15 protein-coding genes, 1 other RNA gene and 1 pseudogene are annotated in these 18,768 nt (G+C 72.8%); 9 read left to right on the forward strand and 8 right to left on the reverse strand.

Annotated elements, in window-relative coordinates; all coding sequences use genetic code 11:
• Nucleotides 1-50: 50 nt before the first annotated feature.
• Entirely contained in the window at nt 51-1,712 is a 1,662-nt protein-coding gene (locus ACFWU9_RS35765) for an alkaline phosphatase D family protein (protein WP_384325266.1), read from the reverse strand.
• 201 nt (nt 1,713-1,913) lie between these two features.
• Between ACFWU9_RS35765 and ACFWU9_RS35770 the strand changes: the two genes are divergently transcribed.
• Both ACFWU9_RS35770 and ACFWU9_RS35775 read left to right on the forward strand, forming a co-directional pair.
• Nucleotides 1,914-2,684 (forward strand): SDR family oxidoreductase, encoded by a 771-nt coding sequence (locus tag ACFWU9_RS35770; protein ID WP_384325267.1) that lies wholly within the window; start codon nt 1,914-1,916, stop codon nt 2,682-2,684.
• Nucleotides 2,685-2,816: 132 nt separating this feature from the next.
• A complete protein-coding gene (locus tag ACFWU9_RS35775; protein WP_384325268.1) occupies nt 2,817-3,710 on the forward strand; it encodes a PhzF family phenazine biosynthesis isomerase in 894 nt (297 codons plus the stop codon).
• 91 nt (nt 3,711-3,801) lie between these two features.
• On the opposite strand, the pseudogene ACFWU9_RS35780 reads toward ACFWU9_RS35775, so the two are convergent.
• Nucleotides 3,802-4,185: pseudogene (locus tag ACFWU9_RS35780) on the reverse strand (aldo/keto reductase); the annotation flags it as partial.
• A 139-nt stretch (nt 4,186-4,324) separates the two neighbouring features.
• On the opposite strand from ACFWU9_RS35780, the gene ACFWU9_RS35785 reads away from it, so the two are divergent.
• Nucleotides 4,325-4,675 (forward strand): hypothetical protein, encoded by a 351-nt coding sequence (locus tag ACFWU9_RS35785; protein ID WP_384325269.1) that lies wholly within the window; start codon nt 4,325-4,327, stop codon nt 4,673-4,675.
• Nucleotides 4,676-4,687: 12 nt separating this feature from the next.
• Here the strand turns inward: ACFWU9_RS35785 and ACFWU9_RS35790 are convergent, their stop codons facing one another.
• Nucleotides 4,688-4,912 (reverse strand): hypothetical protein, encoded by a 225-nt coding sequence (locus tag ACFWU9_RS35790; protein WP_384325270.1) that lies wholly within the window; start codon nt 4,910-4,912, stop codon nt 4,688-4,690.
• An 81-nt stretch (nt 4,913-4,993) separates the two neighbouring features.
• Nucleotides 4,994-5,411: RNase P RNA component class A (gene rnpB, locus ACFWU9_RS35795), an RNA gene on the reverse strand.
• A gap of 97 nt (nt 5,412-5,508) precedes the next feature.
• Here rnpB and ACFWU9_RS35800 point away from each other — a divergent pair.
• Nucleotides 5,509-6,294, forward strand: coding sequence for a MerR family transcriptional regulator (locus ACFWU9_RS35800; RefSeq protein ID WP_384325271.1), 786 nt, complete (start codon nt 5,509-5,511; stop codon nt 6,292-6,294).
• On the forward strand, nt 6,291-7,163 hold the full coding sequence (locus ACFWU9_RS35805; protein ID WP_384325272.1) for a hypothetical protein: 873 nt from the start codon (nt 6,291-6,293) through the stop codon (nt 7,161-7,163). The genes ACFWU9_RS35800 and ACFWU9_RS35805 overlap by 4 nt, the downstream gene beginning before the upstream one ends.
• On the opposite strand, the gene ACFWU9_RS35810 is transcribed toward ACFWU9_RS35805, so the two are convergent.
• Together ACFWU9_RS35810 and ACFWU9_RS35815 are read right to left on the reverse strand one after the other, a co-directional pair.
• Nucleotides 7,153-7,536, reverse strand: a complete 384-nt coding sequence (locus ACFWU9_RS35810; RefSeq protein WP_384325273.1) for a hypothetical protein — start codon at nt 7,534-7,536, stop codon at nt 7,153-7,155. The genes ACFWU9_RS35805 and ACFWU9_RS35810 overlap by 11 nt on opposite strands.
• Nucleotides 7,537-7,626: 90 nt before the next feature.
• Entirely contained in the window at nt 7,627-11,004 is a 3,378-nt protein-coding gene (locus tag ACFWU9_RS35815; protein ID WP_384325274.1) for a hypothetical protein, read from the reverse strand.
• Between the two features lie 722 nt (nt 11,005-11,726).
• Between ACFWU9_RS35815 and ACFWU9_RS35820 the strand changes: the two genes are divergently transcribed.
• The 4 genes from ACFWU9_RS35820 (at nt 11,727) to eda (ending at nt 16,619) form a co-directional block, all read left to right on the forward strand.
• Nucleotides 11,727-12,296 carry a hypothetical protein gene (locus ACFWU9_RS35820; protein ID WP_384325275.1) on the forward strand — a complete coding sequence of 190 codons (570 nt, stop codon included), beginning with the start codon at nt 11,727-11,729 and terminating at the stop codon, nt 12,294-12,296.
• A gap of 86 nt (nt 12,297-12,382) precedes the next feature.
• On the forward strand, nt 12,383-14,935 hold the full coding sequence (locus tag ACFWU9_RS35825) for a tachylectin-related carbohydrate-binding protein (protein WP_384325276.1): 2,553 nt from the start codon (nt 12,383-12,385) through the stop codon (nt 14,933-14,935).
• A gap of 181 nt (nt 14,936-15,116) precedes the next feature.
• Nucleotides 15,117-15,917 carry a peroxide stress protein YaaA gene (yaaA, locus tag ACFWU9_RS35830; RefSeq protein ID WP_384325277.1) on the forward strand — a complete coding sequence of 267 codons (801 nt, stop codon included), beginning with the start codon at nt 15,117-15,119 and terminating at the stop codon, nt 15,915-15,917.
• 87 nt (nt 15,918-16,004) lie between these two features.
• Complete coding sequence (gene eda, locus ACFWU9_RS35835) at nt 16,005-16,619, forward strand: bifunctional 4-hydroxy-2-oxoglutarate aldolase/2-dehydro-3-deoxy-phosphogluconate aldolase (RefSeq protein ID WP_384325278.1); 615 nt, start codon at nt 16,005-16,007, stop codon at nt 16,617-16,619.
• Nucleotides 16,620-17,093: 474 nt separating this feature from the next.
• Here eda and ACFWU9_RS35840 read toward each other — a convergent pair whose 3' ends face one another.
• Nucleotides 17,094-17,969 carry a GNAT family N-acetyltransferase gene (locus ACFWU9_RS35840; protein WP_384325279.1) on the reverse strand — a complete coding sequence of 292 codons (876 nt, stop codon included), beginning with the start codon at nt 17,967-17,969 and terminating at the stop codon, nt 17,094-17,096.
• Nucleotides 17,970-17,987: 18 nt separating this feature from the next.
• Nucleotides 17,988-18,768: histidine phosphatase family protein (locus ACFWU9_RS35845; protein ID WP_384325280.1), on the reverse strand; the 781-nt coding region annotated here is incomplete at its 5' end.

Here is an 18,768-nt window from a genome sequence, read left to right on the forward strand (position 1 = left end):
CCCCCGCCCCCCCCCCCCCCGCGGCTTCCGTGCGTGGTAGGGCGCGCGTGTCAGGCCGGCTTGAGGCCCGGGTCGCCCGCCTCGGTCACGAAGGACGCGGCCGTCGAGAGGGGCGCGCCGGGTGTCGTGACGGCGGAGACCGTCTTGAAGTCGGCCCGCGCCTGCCGCTTGCCGAGCGTGACGGTCACATAGCCGCGCCGCCCGTTGTAGAACTTCATGTGCGGGTTGGCGGTGGTGAGGTTGTCCCAGTTGGAGGGCTTGTCCGCGCCGTCCTTGCCGCTGGCGATGGAGGTGGCGACGACCTCGGTGCCGACGGTGCGGGACGCGGGGTCGTCGAAGTCGGCCTTCAGGTCGAAGCCGTAACCGACGTGCACGTCGCCGGTCAGCACCATCAGATTGTCGAGCCCGGCCGCGGCCGCGCCGTCCAGGACGCGCTTGCGGGAGGCCGGGTAGCCGTCCCAGCCGTCCATCGACAGCTTGAAGTTCTCGCCGGGCACGTCGCGGCGCTGCGCGAAGGTGACCTGCTGCGGCAGCACGTTCCAGAGGGCGCGGGACTGCTTCCAGCCGTTCAGCAGCCAGCGCTCCTGCGTCTCGCCGGTCATGGTGCGCGTCGGGTCCTCGGACTCGGGGCCCGGAACCTGCCAGCCGTCCCCGTACGCCTGGTTGGAGCGGTACTGGCGGGTGTCGAGGATGTCGAACTGGGCGAGGCGCCCGAAGTGCAGCCGGCGGTAGAGCCGCATGTCCGGTCCCTCGGGCTGCTGCGGGGCGCGCAGCGGCTGGTTCTCCCAGTACGCGCGGTAGGCGGCGGCCCTGCGGAGCAGGAACTCCTCCGGCGGCACGTCGTTCTCGGGGGTCTCGTCCGCGTAGTTGTTCTCCGTCTCGTGGTCGTCCGACGTGACAATGAAGGGGTGCGCCGCGTGCGCGGCCATCAGGTCCGGGTCGGACTTGTAGAGGCCGTAGCGCAGCCGGTAGTCCTCCAGCGTGATGGTCTCGCGGTTGTAGTGCGCGGGCAGCCGCCGGTCGGTGTAGTTGCGGGCGCCGCCGACCGCTGTGACGGCGTACTCGTAGAGGTAGTCGCCGAGGTGGATGACGACGTCGAGGTCCTCGGCGGCCAGGTGCTGGTACGCGGTGAAGTAGCCGTCGTGGTACGCCTGGCAGGAGACGGCGGCGAGCTTCAGCTCACCGATGTTCGCGGAGCGCGTGGGGGCGGTGCGGGTGCGGCCGACGGGACTGATCCAGGTGCCGACGCGGAAGCGGTAGAAGTAGAAGCGGTCCGCGTCCAGGCCGGGGACCTCGACGTGGACGCTGTGGTCGAACTCGGGGTGGGTGGTGGCGGTTCCGCGTCTGACGACCCTCGTGAACCGCTCGTCGTGGGAGACCTCCCAGCGCACTGAGACCCTGGTCCGGGGCAGACCGCTGCCGGGCTCGTACGGGCTGGGCGCGAGGCGGGTCCAGAGCAGGACGGAGGAGGTCGCCGGGTCGCCCGAGCCGACACCGAGGGTGAAGGGGTCGCTCTTGATCTTCGAGGCGTCCAGCTCGGCGGCGCTCGCGGTGCCCGCCGTCGGCAGGTTGACCGCGAAGGCGAGCGCGGCGGCGGCGCCGGTGACGGTGAGGAAACGGCGGCGGCCGAGGTGGGCCGCGGCGGCCCTCAACTCGGGCGAGTGTGCGGCGGAGTTGTCACCGCTGGTCGTGCCGGTGCGTGCGGGTGTCATGTGATCTGCCCCTCCCCTGACGGCTGTTGTCAGAGGAAGTGCAGCCGTGCGCGACGTCTGATCGTTGTCGGGTACACAACATCGGGATGGCCGCCTGATGAGTTCCCCGTGCGCCCGTTATATGCCACCCTCCGGTACGCCCGGTCACGGCTCGCCGGGCCCCGTGTTCCCGCCGCGCCCGCTCCCGTACGCTGCGGCCCCATGGATGCTGAGCGGAAGATCGCTGTGGTGACGGGAGCGGGTTCGGGCATCGGACGGGGCGTCTCCGTCGCCCTGACCGGCGCGGGCTGGTCGGTCGTGCTCGCCGGGCGGAAGGCCGAACGCTTGGAGGAGACGGCCGCGATGGCGGCGGAGGCCGCGACCGGGACGGCCGAGACGGTCTGCGTCCCGACGGACGTGGCGCGGCCGGAGGACGTGGACGCGCTCTTCGGGACGGTACGGGAGCGGTTCGGCCGGATCGACTTCCTCTTCAACAACGCGGGTACGTTCGGCCCCGGGGGCGTACCGCTGGAGGAACTGCCCTACTCGGCCTGGCGCAAGGTCGTCGACACCAATCTGACGGGCTCGTTCCTCTGCGCGCAGGCGGCGTACCGGCTGATGAAGGACCAGGACCCGCAGGGCGGGCGGATCATCAACAACGGTTCGATCTCCGCGTACGCGCCGCGCCCCCAGTCGGTGGCGTACACGGCGACGAAGCACGCCCTCACGGGGCTCACCAAGTCGCTCTCCCTGGACGGGCGTCCGTACCGCATCGCCTGCGGTCAGATCGACATCGGCAACGCGGCGACGGACATGACGCAGCGCATGGGGCTCGGTGTGCCGCAGGCGAACGGTGAGCTGGCGGTGGAGCCGGTGATGGACGCGGCGGACGTGGCGACGACGGTGCTGCACATGGCGGAGCTGCCGCTGGAGGCCAACATCCAGTTCGCGACGGTGCTGGCGACGGCGATGCCGTTCATCGGGCGCGGCTGAGGGAGCCCTGCCGACGCGGAGCCGGGCGGCGCGGCGGGGAGTGCGGCGGGCGGTGCGGCGGGGGCGGGACGCGAGGACGCGGGGGCCGGGCGCGGCGGGAATGCCCTCCCGCCGCCCGTCGTTGGCACGCGCATGAGTGAACCGACACTGACCGGCGAGGTCCTGCGCTACACCGCCTTCTCCACCGATCCCGCCGGCGGCAACCCCGCCGGCGTCGTGCTCGACGCCTCCTCGCTCACGGACGAGGAGATGCTCTCGATCGCCGCCGACCTCGGTTACAGCGAGTCGGCGTTCCTGACGGGGCCGGCGCCGGACGGGGCCGGGGAGCCGGGACGGGCGTTCACCATCAGGTACTTCAGCCCGAAGGCCGAGGTCCCGTTCTGCGGGCACGCCACCGTCGCCACCGCGGTCGCCCTGGCCGAGCGGATCGGCGAGGGCGACCTGGTCTTCGAGACGCGCGCCGGGACCGTACCGGTGACCGTCGCCGCCGAGCGGGAGGGCGGTCCGCTGCGGGCGACCCTCACCAGCGTCGAGCCGCACGTCGACGCGATCGCGGAGGCCGACCTCGCCGAGGCCCTGGCCGCCCTCGGGTGGCCGGCCGGCGATCTCGACCCGGACCTGCCGCCGCGCATCGCCTACGGCGGTGCCCGCCACCTCGTCGTCGGCGCGGCCACCCGGGCCCGGCTGGCGGACCTGTCGTACGACTTCGCCCGCCTCGAAGCGCTGATGCACCGGCTGGAGCTGACCACGGTGCAACTGGTGTGGCGCGAGTCGGCGGACGTCTTCCACGTACGCGACCCGTTCCCGGTGGGCGGTGTGGTGGAGGACCCGGCGACGGGCGCGGCGGCTGCCGCCTTCGGGGCGTACGCGCGTGAACTCGGCCTCGTCCCGGAGGCGTCCGTGCTCACCCTCCACCAGGGCGTTGACATGGGCCGGCCGGGCGTCCTGACGGTGGAGCTGCGGGCGGGCGACCCGCGCGTGCGGGTGTCGGGGGCGGGAACGCCCATCGAGGTGGAGTCGGCGTAGGTCCTGTCGGGCGGGTCTGGCGGATCCTGCCGGGCCGGGATCCGGGCCCGCGAGCGATCGCGGGCCCTGATCCGGGGCGGGCCCGTCCTCCTCAGTCCGAGGGTGCACCGGCCGGCGCCAACAGCTCGCCGATCTCCTTGAGTTGCGCCGCGCTCAGCGGACCGAAGCCCCGCGCGCCCGCGTTCTCCTCGACCTGCGCGACCGACCGGAACCCGGGGATCGGCACGGTCAGTTCGCTGCGCGCCCACAGCCACCCGAGCGCGCCCTGCGCGAGGGTGCGGCCCCCGGCTGTGAGCACCTCCCGTACGGCGTCGACCCGGGCGACCCACTCGGGCAGCGCCCCGCCGCCCTCACCGAACCAGCGCAGCCACGACGGCGGCACCGCCCTGATGTCGCCCGTGGCGCCCCGGCTGCCCGACCCGGTCTTGTCGGTGAGCAGTCCCATCGCGAGCGGGCTCCGGTTGACGCTGAGGAGGACGCCCACCGGCGTCAGGTCGGGCTCCGGTACGGCTCCGGGGCCTCGGCCGGCGCCGCCGGCGCGACTGGCGCACGTCTCACTCCACCGGCTCGCGCTGCTACCCACGCGCCCCATCCCTCCCGCCTATGCTCACGGCATGGAGCAGAGCGAGGTCCTGAAGCGCGTGATCGCCATCCTGACGCAGGCCGCGGACTGGCAGCGCCGACTTGAGGAGGACACCGGTCAGGAACAGGACATGGACGCCGAGATGGGCGTCGTGACCGAACTGCTCAACGAGACGATGCCGCGTGTCGAGGTGCCCGCCGACGCGACCCCCGAGGAGCTGAGCGTGCTGCTCGGCCGGGAGGTCGGCGGCGCGGTGGAACAGCTCGTGGGAGCGTTCACGCTCGCTTTCGTGACGCTGGCCCGCGTGCACGACGCGGGCGGCCCGGAGGTCTCGTCGGCGGACATCCTCCAGGACCTGGCGCTGCGCGCCGAGGAGCTCTGACCGCCCCGACGGTCAGCGGCCCCGGTTCCTGGGGTGGTCACGGGCCGTACGCTCGTTCCCGAACTTGTACGCCCCGGTCCACCGCGCCATCACCAGTTGCGCGTCCCCGCTCCCGACCTGGGCGAGGAACTTGTCGGCCCGCCCGCCGCGCAGGGTGCCGGCGACCCGCCCGTGGTGCGTGATGACGACGCTGCCGTCGGCGTGCCGCTCGTAACGGAAACCTGTGGGTGCGGGCATGCCCGGATTCTCACCCCTGACGGGCCCGCCGGTCATGTCATTTCCCGGCCGGTACGCCCACGGGCCCCAGCGCGGGAGCGGCAGACGAGTCGGGCTCTACGCCGGATTCTGTCGCCCGGTCGCCTCGCGGCGGCCGGGGAGACGGCCATCCATCTAGGACCGACGTTGCCGTCGGCCTCGTGCGGTCTACCCGCGGACTCGGGCGGGCAGCCCTCGGACGTCCGCGCAGGACCGTCTTGCGACGGCCCCTCTTGACCTTGCTCCAAGTGGGGTTTACCTAGCCGCCCGAGTCACCTCGGGCGCTGGTGGTCTCTTACACCACCGTTTCACCCTTACCGGAGACCGCCCTCTCGACAAGAGCGCAGTCCCGGCGGTCTGTTTTCTGTGGCACTGTCCCGCGGGTCACCCCGGGTGGGCGTTACCCACCACCTTGCCCTGTGGAGTCCGGACGTTCCTCGGGAGGATCCGGAGATCCCCACGCGGCCGTCCGCCCGGCTCGTCTGCCGTGATCGTCATGGTACCCGCCCCGGCGGGCCCCCGGCCGCCCCGGATCTCGTCCTTGACCTTGCCGCAGCGTCGGGGTTTCTACTGGGGTCATGCGAATCGGAGAGATCGCCGCACTCGTGGGGGTCACCTCGCGGGCGGTGCGGCACTACCACCATCTGGGCCTGCTGCCCGAGCCCGGGCGGCGGGCCAACGGTTACCGCGTGTACTCCGTACGGGACGCCGTGCTCCTCGCCAGGATCCGCCGGCTCTCGGAGCTGGGGCTGAGCCTGGACGAGGTACGGGACGTCCTCGCCGACGACGCCGGGCGTGAGCTGGTGGAGGTGCTCGGCGAGCTGGACGCGGATCTGGCTCGGCAGGAGGAGGAGATCCGCGCCAGGCGGCGCAGGCTCGCCGAGCTGATGGCGGGGACGCTGCCGCCCGAGGGACCGGTGTCGCCCACGCTCGCGCGGTTGCTGAAGGCGGCTCCGGAGACGGACTCGGCGATGGCGGCCAAGGACCGCGAGCTGCTGGTGCTGCTCGACGCCGCCGGGGGCGGTGAGGAGTTCTACGAGGCCCTGCACCCCCTCCTGGAGGACCCGGACGTCCTCTCGCTCTACACCCGCCTCGACGAGCTCGCCGACGCCCCGGCGGACGATCCCCGTGTCGGACCGCTCGCCGGGGCACTGACGGCGATCGTCCCCGACGGCGTGCTGGACGCGTTGCCGGAGCAGGACGGGCCCCTGGTGCTGGAGGGGGTCGGGGCGGCGATCCTCCGGGACTTCGCCCCCGCCCAGGCGGAGGTCGGGCGGCTGGTGATGGAGGAACTCGCGCGGATGCGGCGGCGGCGCGCGGAGGAACCGCGCCCGCCGAAAACCGACGGGGAGGGAACGGGATGAGCAGGGCCCTGTGGGTGGTGGTGCCGGCGGAGTTCGCGCTGGTCGTGTGTCTGCTGGCGGGCGTGGACGTGCCGGCGCCGGTGCTCCTGGCCGCCGAGGCGGTCGTACTCACACTGGTGGCGATCGAGGCGGTGCTCGTACGACGCCACTACAAGGCCGCGCGTCTGGCCGGCGCCGAGCGGCGGGCCGCCCTCGTCGCGGCGGTGGAGGCCGCCGTACCGGCCGTCGCCCGCCGGCTGCTCGTCCATGAGCTGCGGGGCATGACGAGCCTCGTACGGTGGGTCGGGCGGCGTGTGCACGGGGTACGCGAGGGAGATCTCGCCGCCCCGTACACCGGCCCGCAGACGGCGATGATGTACGGCCTTCTCTTCGTGTCCGTCGTCGAGACGGTGGCGCTGGCGATCCTGGTCCCGTGGCCGCTGGCGCACAAGATCCTGCTGGTCGTGGATGTGTACGGGGTGCTGATGGTGCTCGCCCTGCACGCGAGCTGTGTGACCCGCCCCCATGTCGTGGGCGCCGACGGATCGCTCCGGGTGCGCTGGGGCGCGCTGTTCGACCTGAGGATCACCGGCGGGCAGATCGCCTCGGCCCGCGTCGAACGGCGCTACCCGGACGGTTCGTTGATCAGGATCGACGAGCCCGGCGGGGCGCTCGACCTGATCGTGGGCGGCCAGACGACGGTACGGGTGGAGCTGACCGGGCCGGTCGCGTTCGTACGGCCCCTGGGCACGCGCGGCACGGCGACGGTGCTCCGCTTCCACGCGGACGATCCGGCGGCGCTGGTGGCCCGGTTCACCCAGGTCAGGAAGGCGCTCGCGGAGGCATCGCACGAGCCGGAGGAGAAGCCGGTCGGCGACGTCAGCGTGTGAGGGCGAACGCGGCGAGCGCCATGACGACCACGGACCCGACGCAGAACACGATGTGCGCGGGCGGGACGTCGTACCTCTCCCGGGTCACACCGTTGTTCATCTCCCGCGCCCACGCCGTGAACAGTCTGCGGGTCGGGAAGAGGCCGATCGTGAGACCGGCGATCGAGAACGCGTACATCGCCAGCATCGACGGCAGGGTGTACCCGTCGGAGCGGCCGTACAGGACCGCCCCCGCGCCGCAGGCGACGATGACGCACGGATAGACGTACCGGAATCTCCGCAGCGGGATCCATCTCGCCATCGCGGCGGCGTGGACCACCGTGACCGCCGCTGCGAGCAGCCAGAACCATCCGGTGGGTACGGGGGCGAGCACGGTCGTGGTGTCCTTCCCGCGAGGAGGGGAGGAGACCGGCGGCGTGCGCCGGCCCCCTCCCGTCAGCTTACGTAGCGTCCCTGATCCTGATCAGAAGAGCGACAGCACCCCGGTGATCGGGGAGACCAGGTCGTGGGCGAACTGGGTGACCTTCGTGGCCACGGGCGCCACCACCCTGCCACCGGCCCCGCTCAGCGCTCCGATCCACTTGGACTGGCCGAAGGTGATCAGCGCGAGGGCGGTGCCCCCGGCGGAGGCCGCGAACTCGCCGCTGCCGAAGCCGTACTCGATGCCCGTGAAGAGGGTGCTGAGACCGGCCGTGGCGAGGGAGACGTAGGCGAAGCCCGCCGCGAAGGGGGCCAGCGGCGGGAAGAGGAGACTGCCCAGACCGAGGCCGGCGGAGATGAACCCGGTGGCGATGCTGATGTTGTTGAACGCGCCGGCGTACCAGCCCGCGTCCTCCCACCAGTCCTCGCCGTCGCCCTCGCTGCCTCCCTGGTTGACCTGGTCGTGGGTGGGGCTGTCGGCCGGGTTGTCGCCGTTCTCGCGGTCCCTCCGCGCCTGCTCGGCGGCCTGCCGCGCGGCCTCGGCCGCCTCGGCCTGCCGCTTCTCGGTGGCGATACGGCGGGCGTCGCTCGCCGCCGCTGCCGCCGTCTTGGCGTCCTGGCCCGCCGCGAGCGCGGACTGGCGGGCGCTGGAGGCCGAAGCCTGCGCGCTGTAGGCGGAGTTCAGGGCGCTGCGCGCCGCGTCGATCGCCCTGTTCGCCGAGTAGTTCGCCGAGCGGGAGGCGCCGCGCGCGGTCGCCGCCGCCGTCTTGGCCGTGTTCGCCGACGCCTGCGCCGCCGCGGCGGACTTGTCGGCGTCGTCGGCGTTCTGCCGCGCCTGGTCGGCGTAGTCCTCGGCCTTCTCCGCCGACGCCTGCGCCTTGGACGCCCACTGCGCGGCCTCGGCCGCCGCCTGGCGGGCCTCCGCCGCCGCCTTCGACGCCAGCGCGGCGTCCTGCTGCGCCTTGTGGGCGATCTTGGCCGCCGCGGCGATCGCCCCGCGGATCGCGGCGACATGGGTGGCGGAGTCGTAGTCGAGCTGCGCCGTCTTGTACTGCGCGACGTCGATGAAGTTCCTGCGCATCCACGTCGGGCCCGCGAGGGCGACCTCGGCGTGGGCCTTGGTGTACGGGCCGCCCTTGGCGAGGAGGGTCGCGGTGGCGACGGAGTCGTCCTCCCGTATCGCCTCGGCGTAGGTGTGGTCGAAGAAGTCCTGGAGCGCCTGCGCGCTGTTGGCCTCGATCGCGGCCTCCGCCGCCGCCTTGACCGCCCTGCCGGGGCTGTTGGCGAGGACGCGGAAGGCCTGGACCCGGTTGTCGGTCGCGGCGGCCTCGACCACCCCTTCCGTGAGGAAGCTCCGCGCCGCCCCGGGCTGATCGCTCTCCAGCGCGGTCTGTGCCGCGTCCGCGATCGCGGGGGCGGAGACCTGGGCGAGGTAGAGCGCGGTCTCCCGGTCGTCCTGGCCCTGGGCCAGCGTCCGGTCGGTGTCGATCCAGGCGTGCGCGTCGGCGTCGGTGCCGCAGAGGGCGAACTGCGCGGCCTGCCGGGTCCAGGAGCCCTTCGCGCTCAGCAGCCCGACGGCGGCCTTACGGCCCAGGGTGGCCGCCAGCGTCAGGTCGTTGCCCGCAAGCGCCCGCTCGGCCTCGCTGATCAGGTCCCGGACGGCCTGCTCGGTCTGTTCGGCCTGTGCGCGCTTGTCCTCGTACTCCGCGCGCTCGTCCGCCTCGATACGGGCCAACTCGGCGGCCTCGTCGAGGCCTTGCTGCTTGTCCTCCTCCAGGCTCGCCATCTCGGCCTCGCGCGCGGCCTGTTCCACCGCGAGGGCCTCCTCGACCGTCTTGGTCGCGGTGTTGGCCGCCTCGACGGCCTTCGCGGCGTGGGCGGTCGACTTGTTCGCGTAGTCGAGCGCCTGGCCCGCGTACTTCACGGCCTCGTCCGCCGCGTCGGCCGCCTTCTCGGCGTGCTCGGCCGCGGAGTTGGCGGCGTCGCGCGCCGTGCGCGCGGCGGTGGCGGCCGAGTTGGCGAGTGCCTGGGCTGTGGAGGCGGCGTTGGTCGCCCGGTTGGCGGCGGCGCTCGCGATCGCCGCCTGGCGCTTGGCCTCGGCGGCCTGCTGCTGCGCCGCGCCCGCGGCGGAGGCGGCCTGGGCCGAGGCGTTCGCGGCGGCGGCGGCGTTACGGGCGGCGGAGGCGGCCGCGGAGCCGGCGCCGGCGGCCTGCGCGGAGGCGGTCGCGGCGTAGTCGGCGGCCTTGGCGGCCGTACGTGCCTTGGCCGCGGCGTTACGGGCGGCGACGGCCGCGTCCTTCGCCGCCGAGGCCTGCGAGGCGTCCTTGGAGGCGCCGATCGCCGCCCGGTAGGCGCGGGAGGCGGCGTGACCGGCGGTCGCGGCGCACTGGGAGGCGGCGGTGGCGGCGAAGGACGCGCGCCGGGAGGCGGCGACGGCCGCGTGGGAGGAGTTGATGGCGTTACGGGCGGCGTCCGCCGCGCCCTTGGCGGCGCTGGCGGCCTTCCGGGCGGCGTCGCCGGACTTCTCCACGTCGTCCTGGGCGGCCTCGGCCTCCGCCGCCGCCTTCTCGGCCGCCTCCTTCGCCTTCTCCGCGGCGGCCTTGGCCCGCTCGGACGCCTCGACGGCGAGGTTGGTCTCGGCCTGCGCGCGCTTGCCCTCGCGCTCGACGACGGCGACGAGTTCCTCGATCGTGGCGGACTCCTGGTCCCGGGCGCGGGCGATGTGCTGGCCGGTGTCCAGGAACCACTGGACGTCCGCCGCGCTTCCGTTGAGGGCGCGCGTCGCGTACTTCCGTACCTCCGGGCCGGACTTGGCCAGCATGCCGGCGATCGTCACCCGCATGTCCTCCAGGCGGGCGGTGTACTGGCCTTCGAGGAGGAAGTCCTCCAGCGCCTTCCGCTCGCCGGCGTCCAGGGCGGCGGTGCCTTCCCGGGTGATCGCCTTGCCGCCGGTGCTCATGACGGTGGCGGTGGTGACGCGCAGGTCTTCCGTGAGGGCGGGGTCGAACCCCTCGCCGAGGAAGTCGGCGATGGCGGCGTCGCCGTTGTTGAGCGCGGCGAGGGCCTCGCGGCGCAGGCCCTTACCGGCGCGGGCGAGGTAGGTGAGGATGGCGACGCGGTTGTCCTCCACGGTCGCCTTCGGCAGCTGTTCGGTGAGGAAGGTCCGGACGGCGGAATCGGCTCCGACGAGTGCCTCGGCCGCGGCCGCCCTGACGGCCCGTCCGCCGGTCATCCAGGCCTTGACCGCCTTCGCGCGGTCGGTGTCGGGCAGGGGAAGCGGATCCGCCCCTCCGGCGGCGCCCGCCGCGCGCGGCGCGGCCCAGGCGATGTCCAGCCCGAGGGCGGACACCGCCACCATCGCGCTGCTGCCGGCGACGGCCGTACGGAGGAAACTCCGTCTGTTCCACTGCTTCACGCTCATTGTCCGACCACGCCCCCCTGGCTCCGGCCACGACCTTTGTTCGTCATCACGTGATGAACCCCCTCGGAAAGATGACGGCGCCGACAGAGCGGCGATGGCATCAATTGCCGATGAAGCATCACACAGTCCGGCGGGTGAATTCCGATGAATTACAAACGTGCCCGCTTTGACCGATACGCGGGGCGCCGTCGCATCGGTGTCGGAAATCACGAAGAAAGAGACAGTTTCACCACTCGGGACAATTCGGAGAATTACACTTCCCCCGTGGCTCATTTACTTGTCGTTCACTTCTGCATCACATTTCGTTCAAGTCATGTGACACGCACCACATGAATCACTGGCCAAATTCTCCCTTTTCTGTTGATTTAATAGCATAGACAGAGCGTCGAGCATGGGATTACATGGCGCAACCAAAGAGTTCCGCCCCGGATGGGGGAAAGCGCTTCCGCGGCCTTTTTCAGGGCCGAATCCAGCGCTCCCCCGACCGAATTCAAGGCGGGAGTTCCGAGGGTCGCCGACGGGGGGTGAGCTCATGAATACGCGTATGCACGGCGTCTTTTCGCCGTGCCCGGAAACGGTTTTACCGAACGCCCGCGAATTCATGCTGCGGCCAGCCGGACCCCCTCTTTCCCCCTGCGCCCGGCGCAGCGGGGCGCAGCCCTCACTCCCGTTGTCGATCCCATGTTCCGGGCAGCCGGCCGGAACCGACGAGTAGGACTGTGATGAAGGTACGTAGCGCGACATCGCCGCGGCCCAGGCCGAAGAGACCCCTGGGGCGCGCCCTGGCCGTCGCGGGGGCAGCCGTCCTCACCGGGCTCCTGGCGGCAGCGGGCCTGTCGGGCACGCCCCGGACGGGCGAGACCCCCGCGAAGGCGGTCGAGGCGGCGGTCGCACCGGTGGCCGCCGAAGCCCCCGGCTACGCCGTCGAGGACTTCGACTACCCGGGGGCCGACAAGATCCTCGAAGAGCAGGGCATCACGCTCAAGCGCGGCGACGGCCATATCGTGCTGGCCACCTGCGACAGCGAGACCGGTCTCCTGGAGGTCTGGGCCCGCTCCCGCAGCAACGAGCGGATCTGCTTCCGCGTCACCGGCAACTCCGGCTATCTCAGCCTGGAGATCCCCTCCGTCTACGGCGTCCAGGGCAACGCGTACGCGACGACGGTCGACATGACCGTGGAGGACGAGGAGAAGTCGTTCGACATCACCAAGAACACCTGGACCCCGGTGGGTGAGAGCGTCGACGACGAGGCACGCGAGCACATGCTCGTGGAGATCACCACCACCAAGTGACAGCCCCCGGTCCGTGCCGAACGCCCGGTCTCCGACCGGCAGTTCCCGGCCGCCAGGTCCATCAGACCCGCCTCAAGAGAGTGGTCATGCCCAGATCGCGCAACGTCCGTCTTTCCGGCACGGCCGGATTCATCGCGGCTCTCCTCACCGCCTCGACACTCGTCTCCGCCGCCCCCGCGCCCGCCGTCACCGGCCCGTCCGCGGCGGCCAACGCCTATGCCTTCACCGCCCGTCTGGCCATCGGCAGCAGCCAGCGCGCCTGCTCAGGGGCGCTGGTGTACGCGGACTGGGTGCTCACCGCCGCCAGTTGCTTCGCCACGGACCCGGCCACGAGCCTCGACGTGCCCGCCGGCCCGCCCGCGCTCAAGACGGTCGCCACCGTCGGGCGCACCGACCTCACCACGACGACCGGGCAGGTACGGGACGTCGTCCAGCTCGTACCCCACGCCGACCGGGATCTGGTGCTCGGCCGGCTCGCCACCCCGGTCACCGGCATCACCCCCGTGGCCCTCGCCGCGACCGCGCCCGCCGCAGGGGACGAGGTGCGGGTCGCCGGCTACGGACGTACCAAGGACGAGTGGGCACCGCTGAAGCTGCACACCGGCACGTTCTCGGTGGACTCGGTCAGTGCCGCCGAGGTGGCCCTCACCGGCAAGGACGGCGCCGCCGTCTGCAAGGGCGACACCGGGGGCCCGGCCGTGCGCGAGTCCGGCGGTACGGTGCAGCTCGTCGGCATCAACAGCCGCTCCTGGCAGGGTGGTTGCTTCGGTGCCGACGCGTCGGAGACCCGTACGGGCGCCGTCGAGACCCGGATCGACAACCTGCGCACGTGGATCAACGCGAACGTCGGGCCGACGTGCACGACCAACGGTGTCCTCTACTCCGTCACCAACGCGGGGAGCCTGCTGCGCCGCGACGTGCCCGACCCGGACGGCGGCACGGGCAGCGTCCCCGAGGCCAGCACCATCGACTCGGGCTGGAACCAGTACCCGCGTGTGCTGGCCGGCAACGCCGCGACGTTCTACGGCATCAAGTCGGACGGTCTGTACGTCAGCCACCGCGTCAGCTCCACCGGGACGTGGGACATCCACCACCGCAAGATCCTCAACGACTTCGGCACGTACACCCAGGCCGCGTACCGGAACAAGATCTCCGTCGACCGCGGCGGCCACATCTGGCACGTCGACACCGGCGGCGACCTGCGGTGGATCCAGTACTCCACGGCCACCGGCACCTGGAACTCCGCCGGCAACAAGAAGATCGACCCGGGCTGGGGCCGCTTCAGCCACATCGTCGCCACGGACGACGGCGTCGTGTACGGGATCGACTCGGCCACCGGTCATCTGCTGCGCTCCCGTTTCGACTTCGAGAGCCAGCGCTGGCTCCAGCGCCAGGTCACGGTCAGCACGGCCGACTGGCGGGACTCCAAGAGCATCTCCTCCTTCGGCGGCGACGTGATCCTGCGGGTCAAGGAGAACGGCGAGGTGCGCCACTACCGGTACCACGAGCCGACCGCCGACTTCAGCGGCAGCTACAACCGGCTCATCGGCTCCGGTTCCCACTGGGCCGGCTACACCAGCGTGAGCGGCGCCCCGGACTCCTGCCGGCTCCGGGCCGACTACACGCCCGAGACACCGGCGACGACGCTCGACCCGACGAGCCCGCCCGCCGTTCTCCAGACGTCGACCGGCGCGATCGAGTACGCGTACACCCGCGCCGACGGGCGGCTCGTCACCGGCCGGCAGGCGGACCCCGCGGACTTCACGGGCATCCAGTGGACGACCGGACCCGAGGCGGAGAAGTTCTCCGGCAGGCCGCAGCTCGCCGAACAGCCCGACGGCGCGGTCGCGTTGACCGCCCGCACCGTGGGCGGCGAGGCCTGGTGGCGACGGCGGGCGGCGGCCACCCTCGAATGGGCCGACTGGCGGAATCTGGCCGGTGCGATGAAGGAGTCCCCGGCCACCGCCAAGGGCGCCGACGACGTGCTGGTGCAGTTCTCCGTCGACGCCGAGGGCAAGCCCTGGTACCGCGCGCAGCAGCGTCCCAACGTCGACTTCATGGGCTGGGTCCGGCTCGCCGGCGAGGGCCTCGGAGGACCGATGACCGCGGTGCCCCTGCGGGACAGCATCCAGGTCTTCGCCACCGGCGGCGACGGCCGGCTGCGTACCGCGAACTTCAAGAACGGCGCCGTCGGTTCCTGGACCGGGCTCGGTGACCAGAAGATCACGCACGCACCGTCCGTGGTGGTCTACCCCGGCTACCGGCTCGGCGTCTTCGCCCGCGCCGAGGACGGCGGGATCCTCTCCGCCGTCCAGTCCGGCGAAGGGACCGCCTTCCCGGCGACCTGGACCAAGGTGGGCGGCCTGACCGCGGCCGGCGCCCCGTCCGCCGTCATCAACCCCGTGAACGGCTACACCCAGGTCGTCGCGCGGAGCGAGGACGGGACGATCCACACCACCCGCGAGGAGGTCCAGGGCGCGTTCGGTACGTGGCGGGCCTGGCAGCAGGCCGGGTCCGAGCGGTCGGCCACCGACCCCACGGCGTTCGCCTACTCGGGCGGCGGCGGCTCGGACTGGGCGTTCGTCCACCGGGCCGAGTCCGGTGAGGCCCGGGTGATCCCCTCTCCGTCCGGCAGCTGACGGAGAGCCGCCGGACAGGGCCCGTCCCGGGGATTCCCGGGGCGGGCCCGCCGGCGTGGGCGGCGGGTGCGGTGGTCGGTGAGCGGCGGGGTGAGCGGCTGGGTGTGCACGGGCCCCACCGCTTAACCTGGCGGAACGGGGGCCGCACCCCTCGTTCCGTACGTCCTTGAGGAGAACCACCGTGCTCGTGCTGTTGCCGCCGTCGGAAGGCAAGGCCGCCTCCGGCCACGGGGCTCCGCTGAAGCCGGAGTCACTGTCCCTGCCCGATCTGGCCGGGGCACGGGCCGCCGTACTGGACGAGCTCGTCGAGCTGTGCGCGGCCGACGAGGAGAAGGCCGCGGAGGTCCTGGGCCTGAGCGAGGGGCTGCGTGGCGAGATCGCGAAGAACGTGGAGCTGCGGACGGCGGGGACGCGGCCGGCCGGGGACGTCTACACCGGTGTGCTGTACGACGCGCTCGGCCTCGCCACGCTGGACACGGCCGCGCGGCGGCGGGCCGGGAAGTCGCTGCTGGTCTTCTCCGGGCTCTGGGGAGCGGTGCGGATCGGCGACCGGATCCCGTCGTACCGGTGCTCGATGGGCGTGCGGCTGCCGGGCGTCGGGGCGCTGAGCACGCACTGGCGGAAGGCGATGGCGCCGGTGCTGCCCGAGGTCGCGGGCGGCGGGCTGGTCCTGGACCTGCGCTCGTCGTCGTACACACCGGCCTGGCGGCCGACGGGCGAGATCGCCGACCGTACCGCGACGGTGCGTGTCCTGCACGCGCAGGTCGTGGACGGTGTGGAGAAGCGGTCGGTGGTCAGCCACTTCAACAAGGCGACGAAGGGCCGGCTCGTCCGGGACCTGCTCCTGGCGGGCGCGGGGCCGAGGAAGCCCGGTCAACTGGTGGAGACGCTGCGCGAGTTGGGGTATGTGGTGGAGGTCTCCGAGCCCGGCGGGGCGGGGCGGTCCTGGGCGCTCGACGTGGTGGTGACGGAGATCCACTGAGGGCCCGCACCGCCCTGCCGCCGGGCCCCGTTGCACGGGGTGCAACGGTCGTTGCGGGCGGCGAGGGCGGCGCGGCAGGATGGCCGTATGACCTCCGTTCTCGACCTCGCCCCCGTAGTCCCTGTCGTCGTCGTGGACGATGTCGCCGACGCCGTTCCACTGGCCCGCGCCCTGGTGGCGGGCGGACTGCCCGCGATCGAGGTGACCCTGCGCACACCGGTCGCGCTGGACGCGATCCGGGCGATCGCGGCGGAGGTGCCGGAGGCCGTGGTCGGCGCGGGGACGGTCATCGCGCCGGGGTCCGTGACGGACTCGGTGGCGGCCGGTGCCCGCTTCCTGGTCAGCCCGGGGTGGACGGAGACCCTGCTGAACGCGATGCTGGCGTCCGGGGTGCCCTTCCTGCCGGGTGTCTCGACGACGTCGGAGGTCGTGGCGCTGCTGGAGCGCGGTGTGAAGGAGATGAAGTTCTTCCCGGCGGAGGCGGCGGGCGGCACGCCCTACCTCAAGTCCCTGTGGGGACCACTGCCCCAGGCCCGCTTCTGCCCGACGGGCGGGATCTCCCTGGCAACGGCGGGTTCGTATCTGGCACTGCCCAACGTGGCCTGCGTGGGCGGCACCTGGATGCTCCCACCGGACGCGCTCACGGAAAAGGACTGGCCCCGGGTGGAAAAACTGGCCCGCGAGGCGGCGTCACTGCGCTGAGCCGACGGGGCGGGGGCGCACTGGCACGGGACCCGACGCGATCCGGCCGGATGGCCGGTTGACGCGCGGACGGTGGCGCGCCGCCACGTCCCCCGACGGCTCGCGCCGAACGCCGCCACGCGCGTACCACGCCGGCGACGCGGCGGAGCCGCGCTCGCGCGGGACCCGGCGTGGCCCGGCCTGATGGCCGGTTCACGCGCGAACGGTGGCACGACGCAACGCGCATACGACGGGGCGACGGGTCGGTCCGCGCGGGACCCGGAGCGTCCAGCCGGGTGGCCGGTTCACGCGCGGACCGTGATGCGACGCCACGTCACCCGACCGCTCGCGCCGAACGCCGCCACCCGCGTACCACGCCGGCGACGCGCGCTCGCGCGGGACCCGGCGCGGCTCGGCCGGATGGCCGGTTGGCGCGCGAGCGGCGGTGCGACGCCGCCGCGCGTACGACGTCGGCCGCCCAGGCCCGAACGCCGATCAGCGCGTCGACTCGGGTGCGGAGAGCGGTGGCTGATCGAGCGTCAGAACCTGGCTGTCCCTCAGCGGCCGGTAACCCAGCCGCTCGTAGAGCGCGTTGCTCGTCGGGTTCGCCAAGTCCGTGTAGAGCAGGACCTGTTCGGCTCCCGAGTCGAGGGCCGCCCGGCTCACCGCCGCGGTGACCGCTCCCCCGTAACCGCGACCGCGCAGCCGAAGCGGCGTGTAGACCGGCGCCACCCGTGCCTGGCCCGCGAGGGTCGGAGTCACCGATGCCATCGACACCGGCACGCCCGCGACGTCCCACACCCACAGCCGACCGGACGTGACGCGCTCCGCCGTCGCCCGCGTGTAGTCCGCGTCCGCCGTGACCGGCTGGCCCGTGTCGGTGGCGAAGGCGCTCATCCACTCGGCGAGGAGCGGCAGGTCTTCGCCGGTGGCGCGTCGTGCCCGGCCGGCGGGGACGGGGTCCGGCGGTGTCAGCTCGCCCAGCCGGAAGAGCCGTACCCGGTGCGAGACCCGCCAGCCGCCCGAACGCCCCGTCCACTCGGCGGCGAACGCCCGCACGCACGCCTCCTCGCCCTGCACGGAGCTCAACGACGGGTCGACGGCGCGCAGTACGGGAACAAGTTCGCGCGCCGCACGCTCCGGCATCGGGCCGAGCAGCGGGCGCAGCGGTGGGGTCTGGAGGAAGGCGGCGGAGATGGGGGCGGCATCGGCCGGGCGCCAGTAGCCGAAACGGACCGGCTCCCCCGCCCCGTTGACCCGGACCGACTCGCTGATCGTCAGCAGCAGTGTCGAGCGGGCGGCCTCCCGCGCGAGGCAGGTGTCCGCCGCCGTACGGAACTCCTCGACGTCGTCGGTCAGTTGCCAGCCCAACCAGAACCCCTCCCCCGCTCAGCGCAGGTGCGACGTGTCGTTCAGCAGGCGCAGCGACGCGTTGCCGTCCGCGTAGTAGGCGACCGCCGAGAGTGAGGCCGCCGAGAGCTCCATCCGGAACAGGGACTCCGGCGGTGCTCCGAGCGCCAGTCTGACGAGGGTCTTCACCGGTGTCACGTGTGTGACGACCAGTACCGTGCGGCCCGCGTACCGCTCGATCAGCGTGTCGCGGGTGGCCGCGACCCGGGCCGCGACCGTGTTGAAGCTCTCGCCGCCGCCGGTCGGCGCCACGTCGGGCGAGGTGAGCCAGGTGCTGAGGTCGTCCGAATACCTCTCCCTGACCTCGGCGAACGTCAGGCCTTCCCAGGCGCCGAAGTCCGTCTCACGCAGCCCCTCCTCGACCGTGACCTCCAGGCCGAGCCGGCCGGCCACGGCGCCGGCCGTCTCGCGGCAGCGCAGCAGCGGGGAGGAGACGACGGCCTGGATCGTGCCGCGTGCGGCGAGGGCCTTCGCGACCGCGTCGGCCTGCCTGCGGCCGACCGCCGACAGCTCCGGATCGCCGCCGCCGCTTCCCGAGAAGCGCTTCTCGGGGGTGAGGACTGTCTCGCCGTGCCGCAGCAGTACGAAGGTGGCGGGCGTGCCGAGGTCGGCGGAGCCCCAGCCGACGGTCGGGGCGGCCTGTTCGGGGACGGCCGCGGACAGCTCGTAGGAGGCGGCCAGCGGCGTCATGGCGGGGTGCGGGCACTGCCAGCGGGCCGCCGGCTGCTCCACGTCGTGCGTGGAGTCCATGGTCACCCCG

Origin of the sequence: Streptomyces sp. NPDC058653 (assembly GCF_042716895.1) — a bacterium.
Classification (GTDB): domain Bacteria; phylum Actinomycetota; class Actinomycetes; order Streptomycetales; family Streptomycetaceae; genus Streptomyces.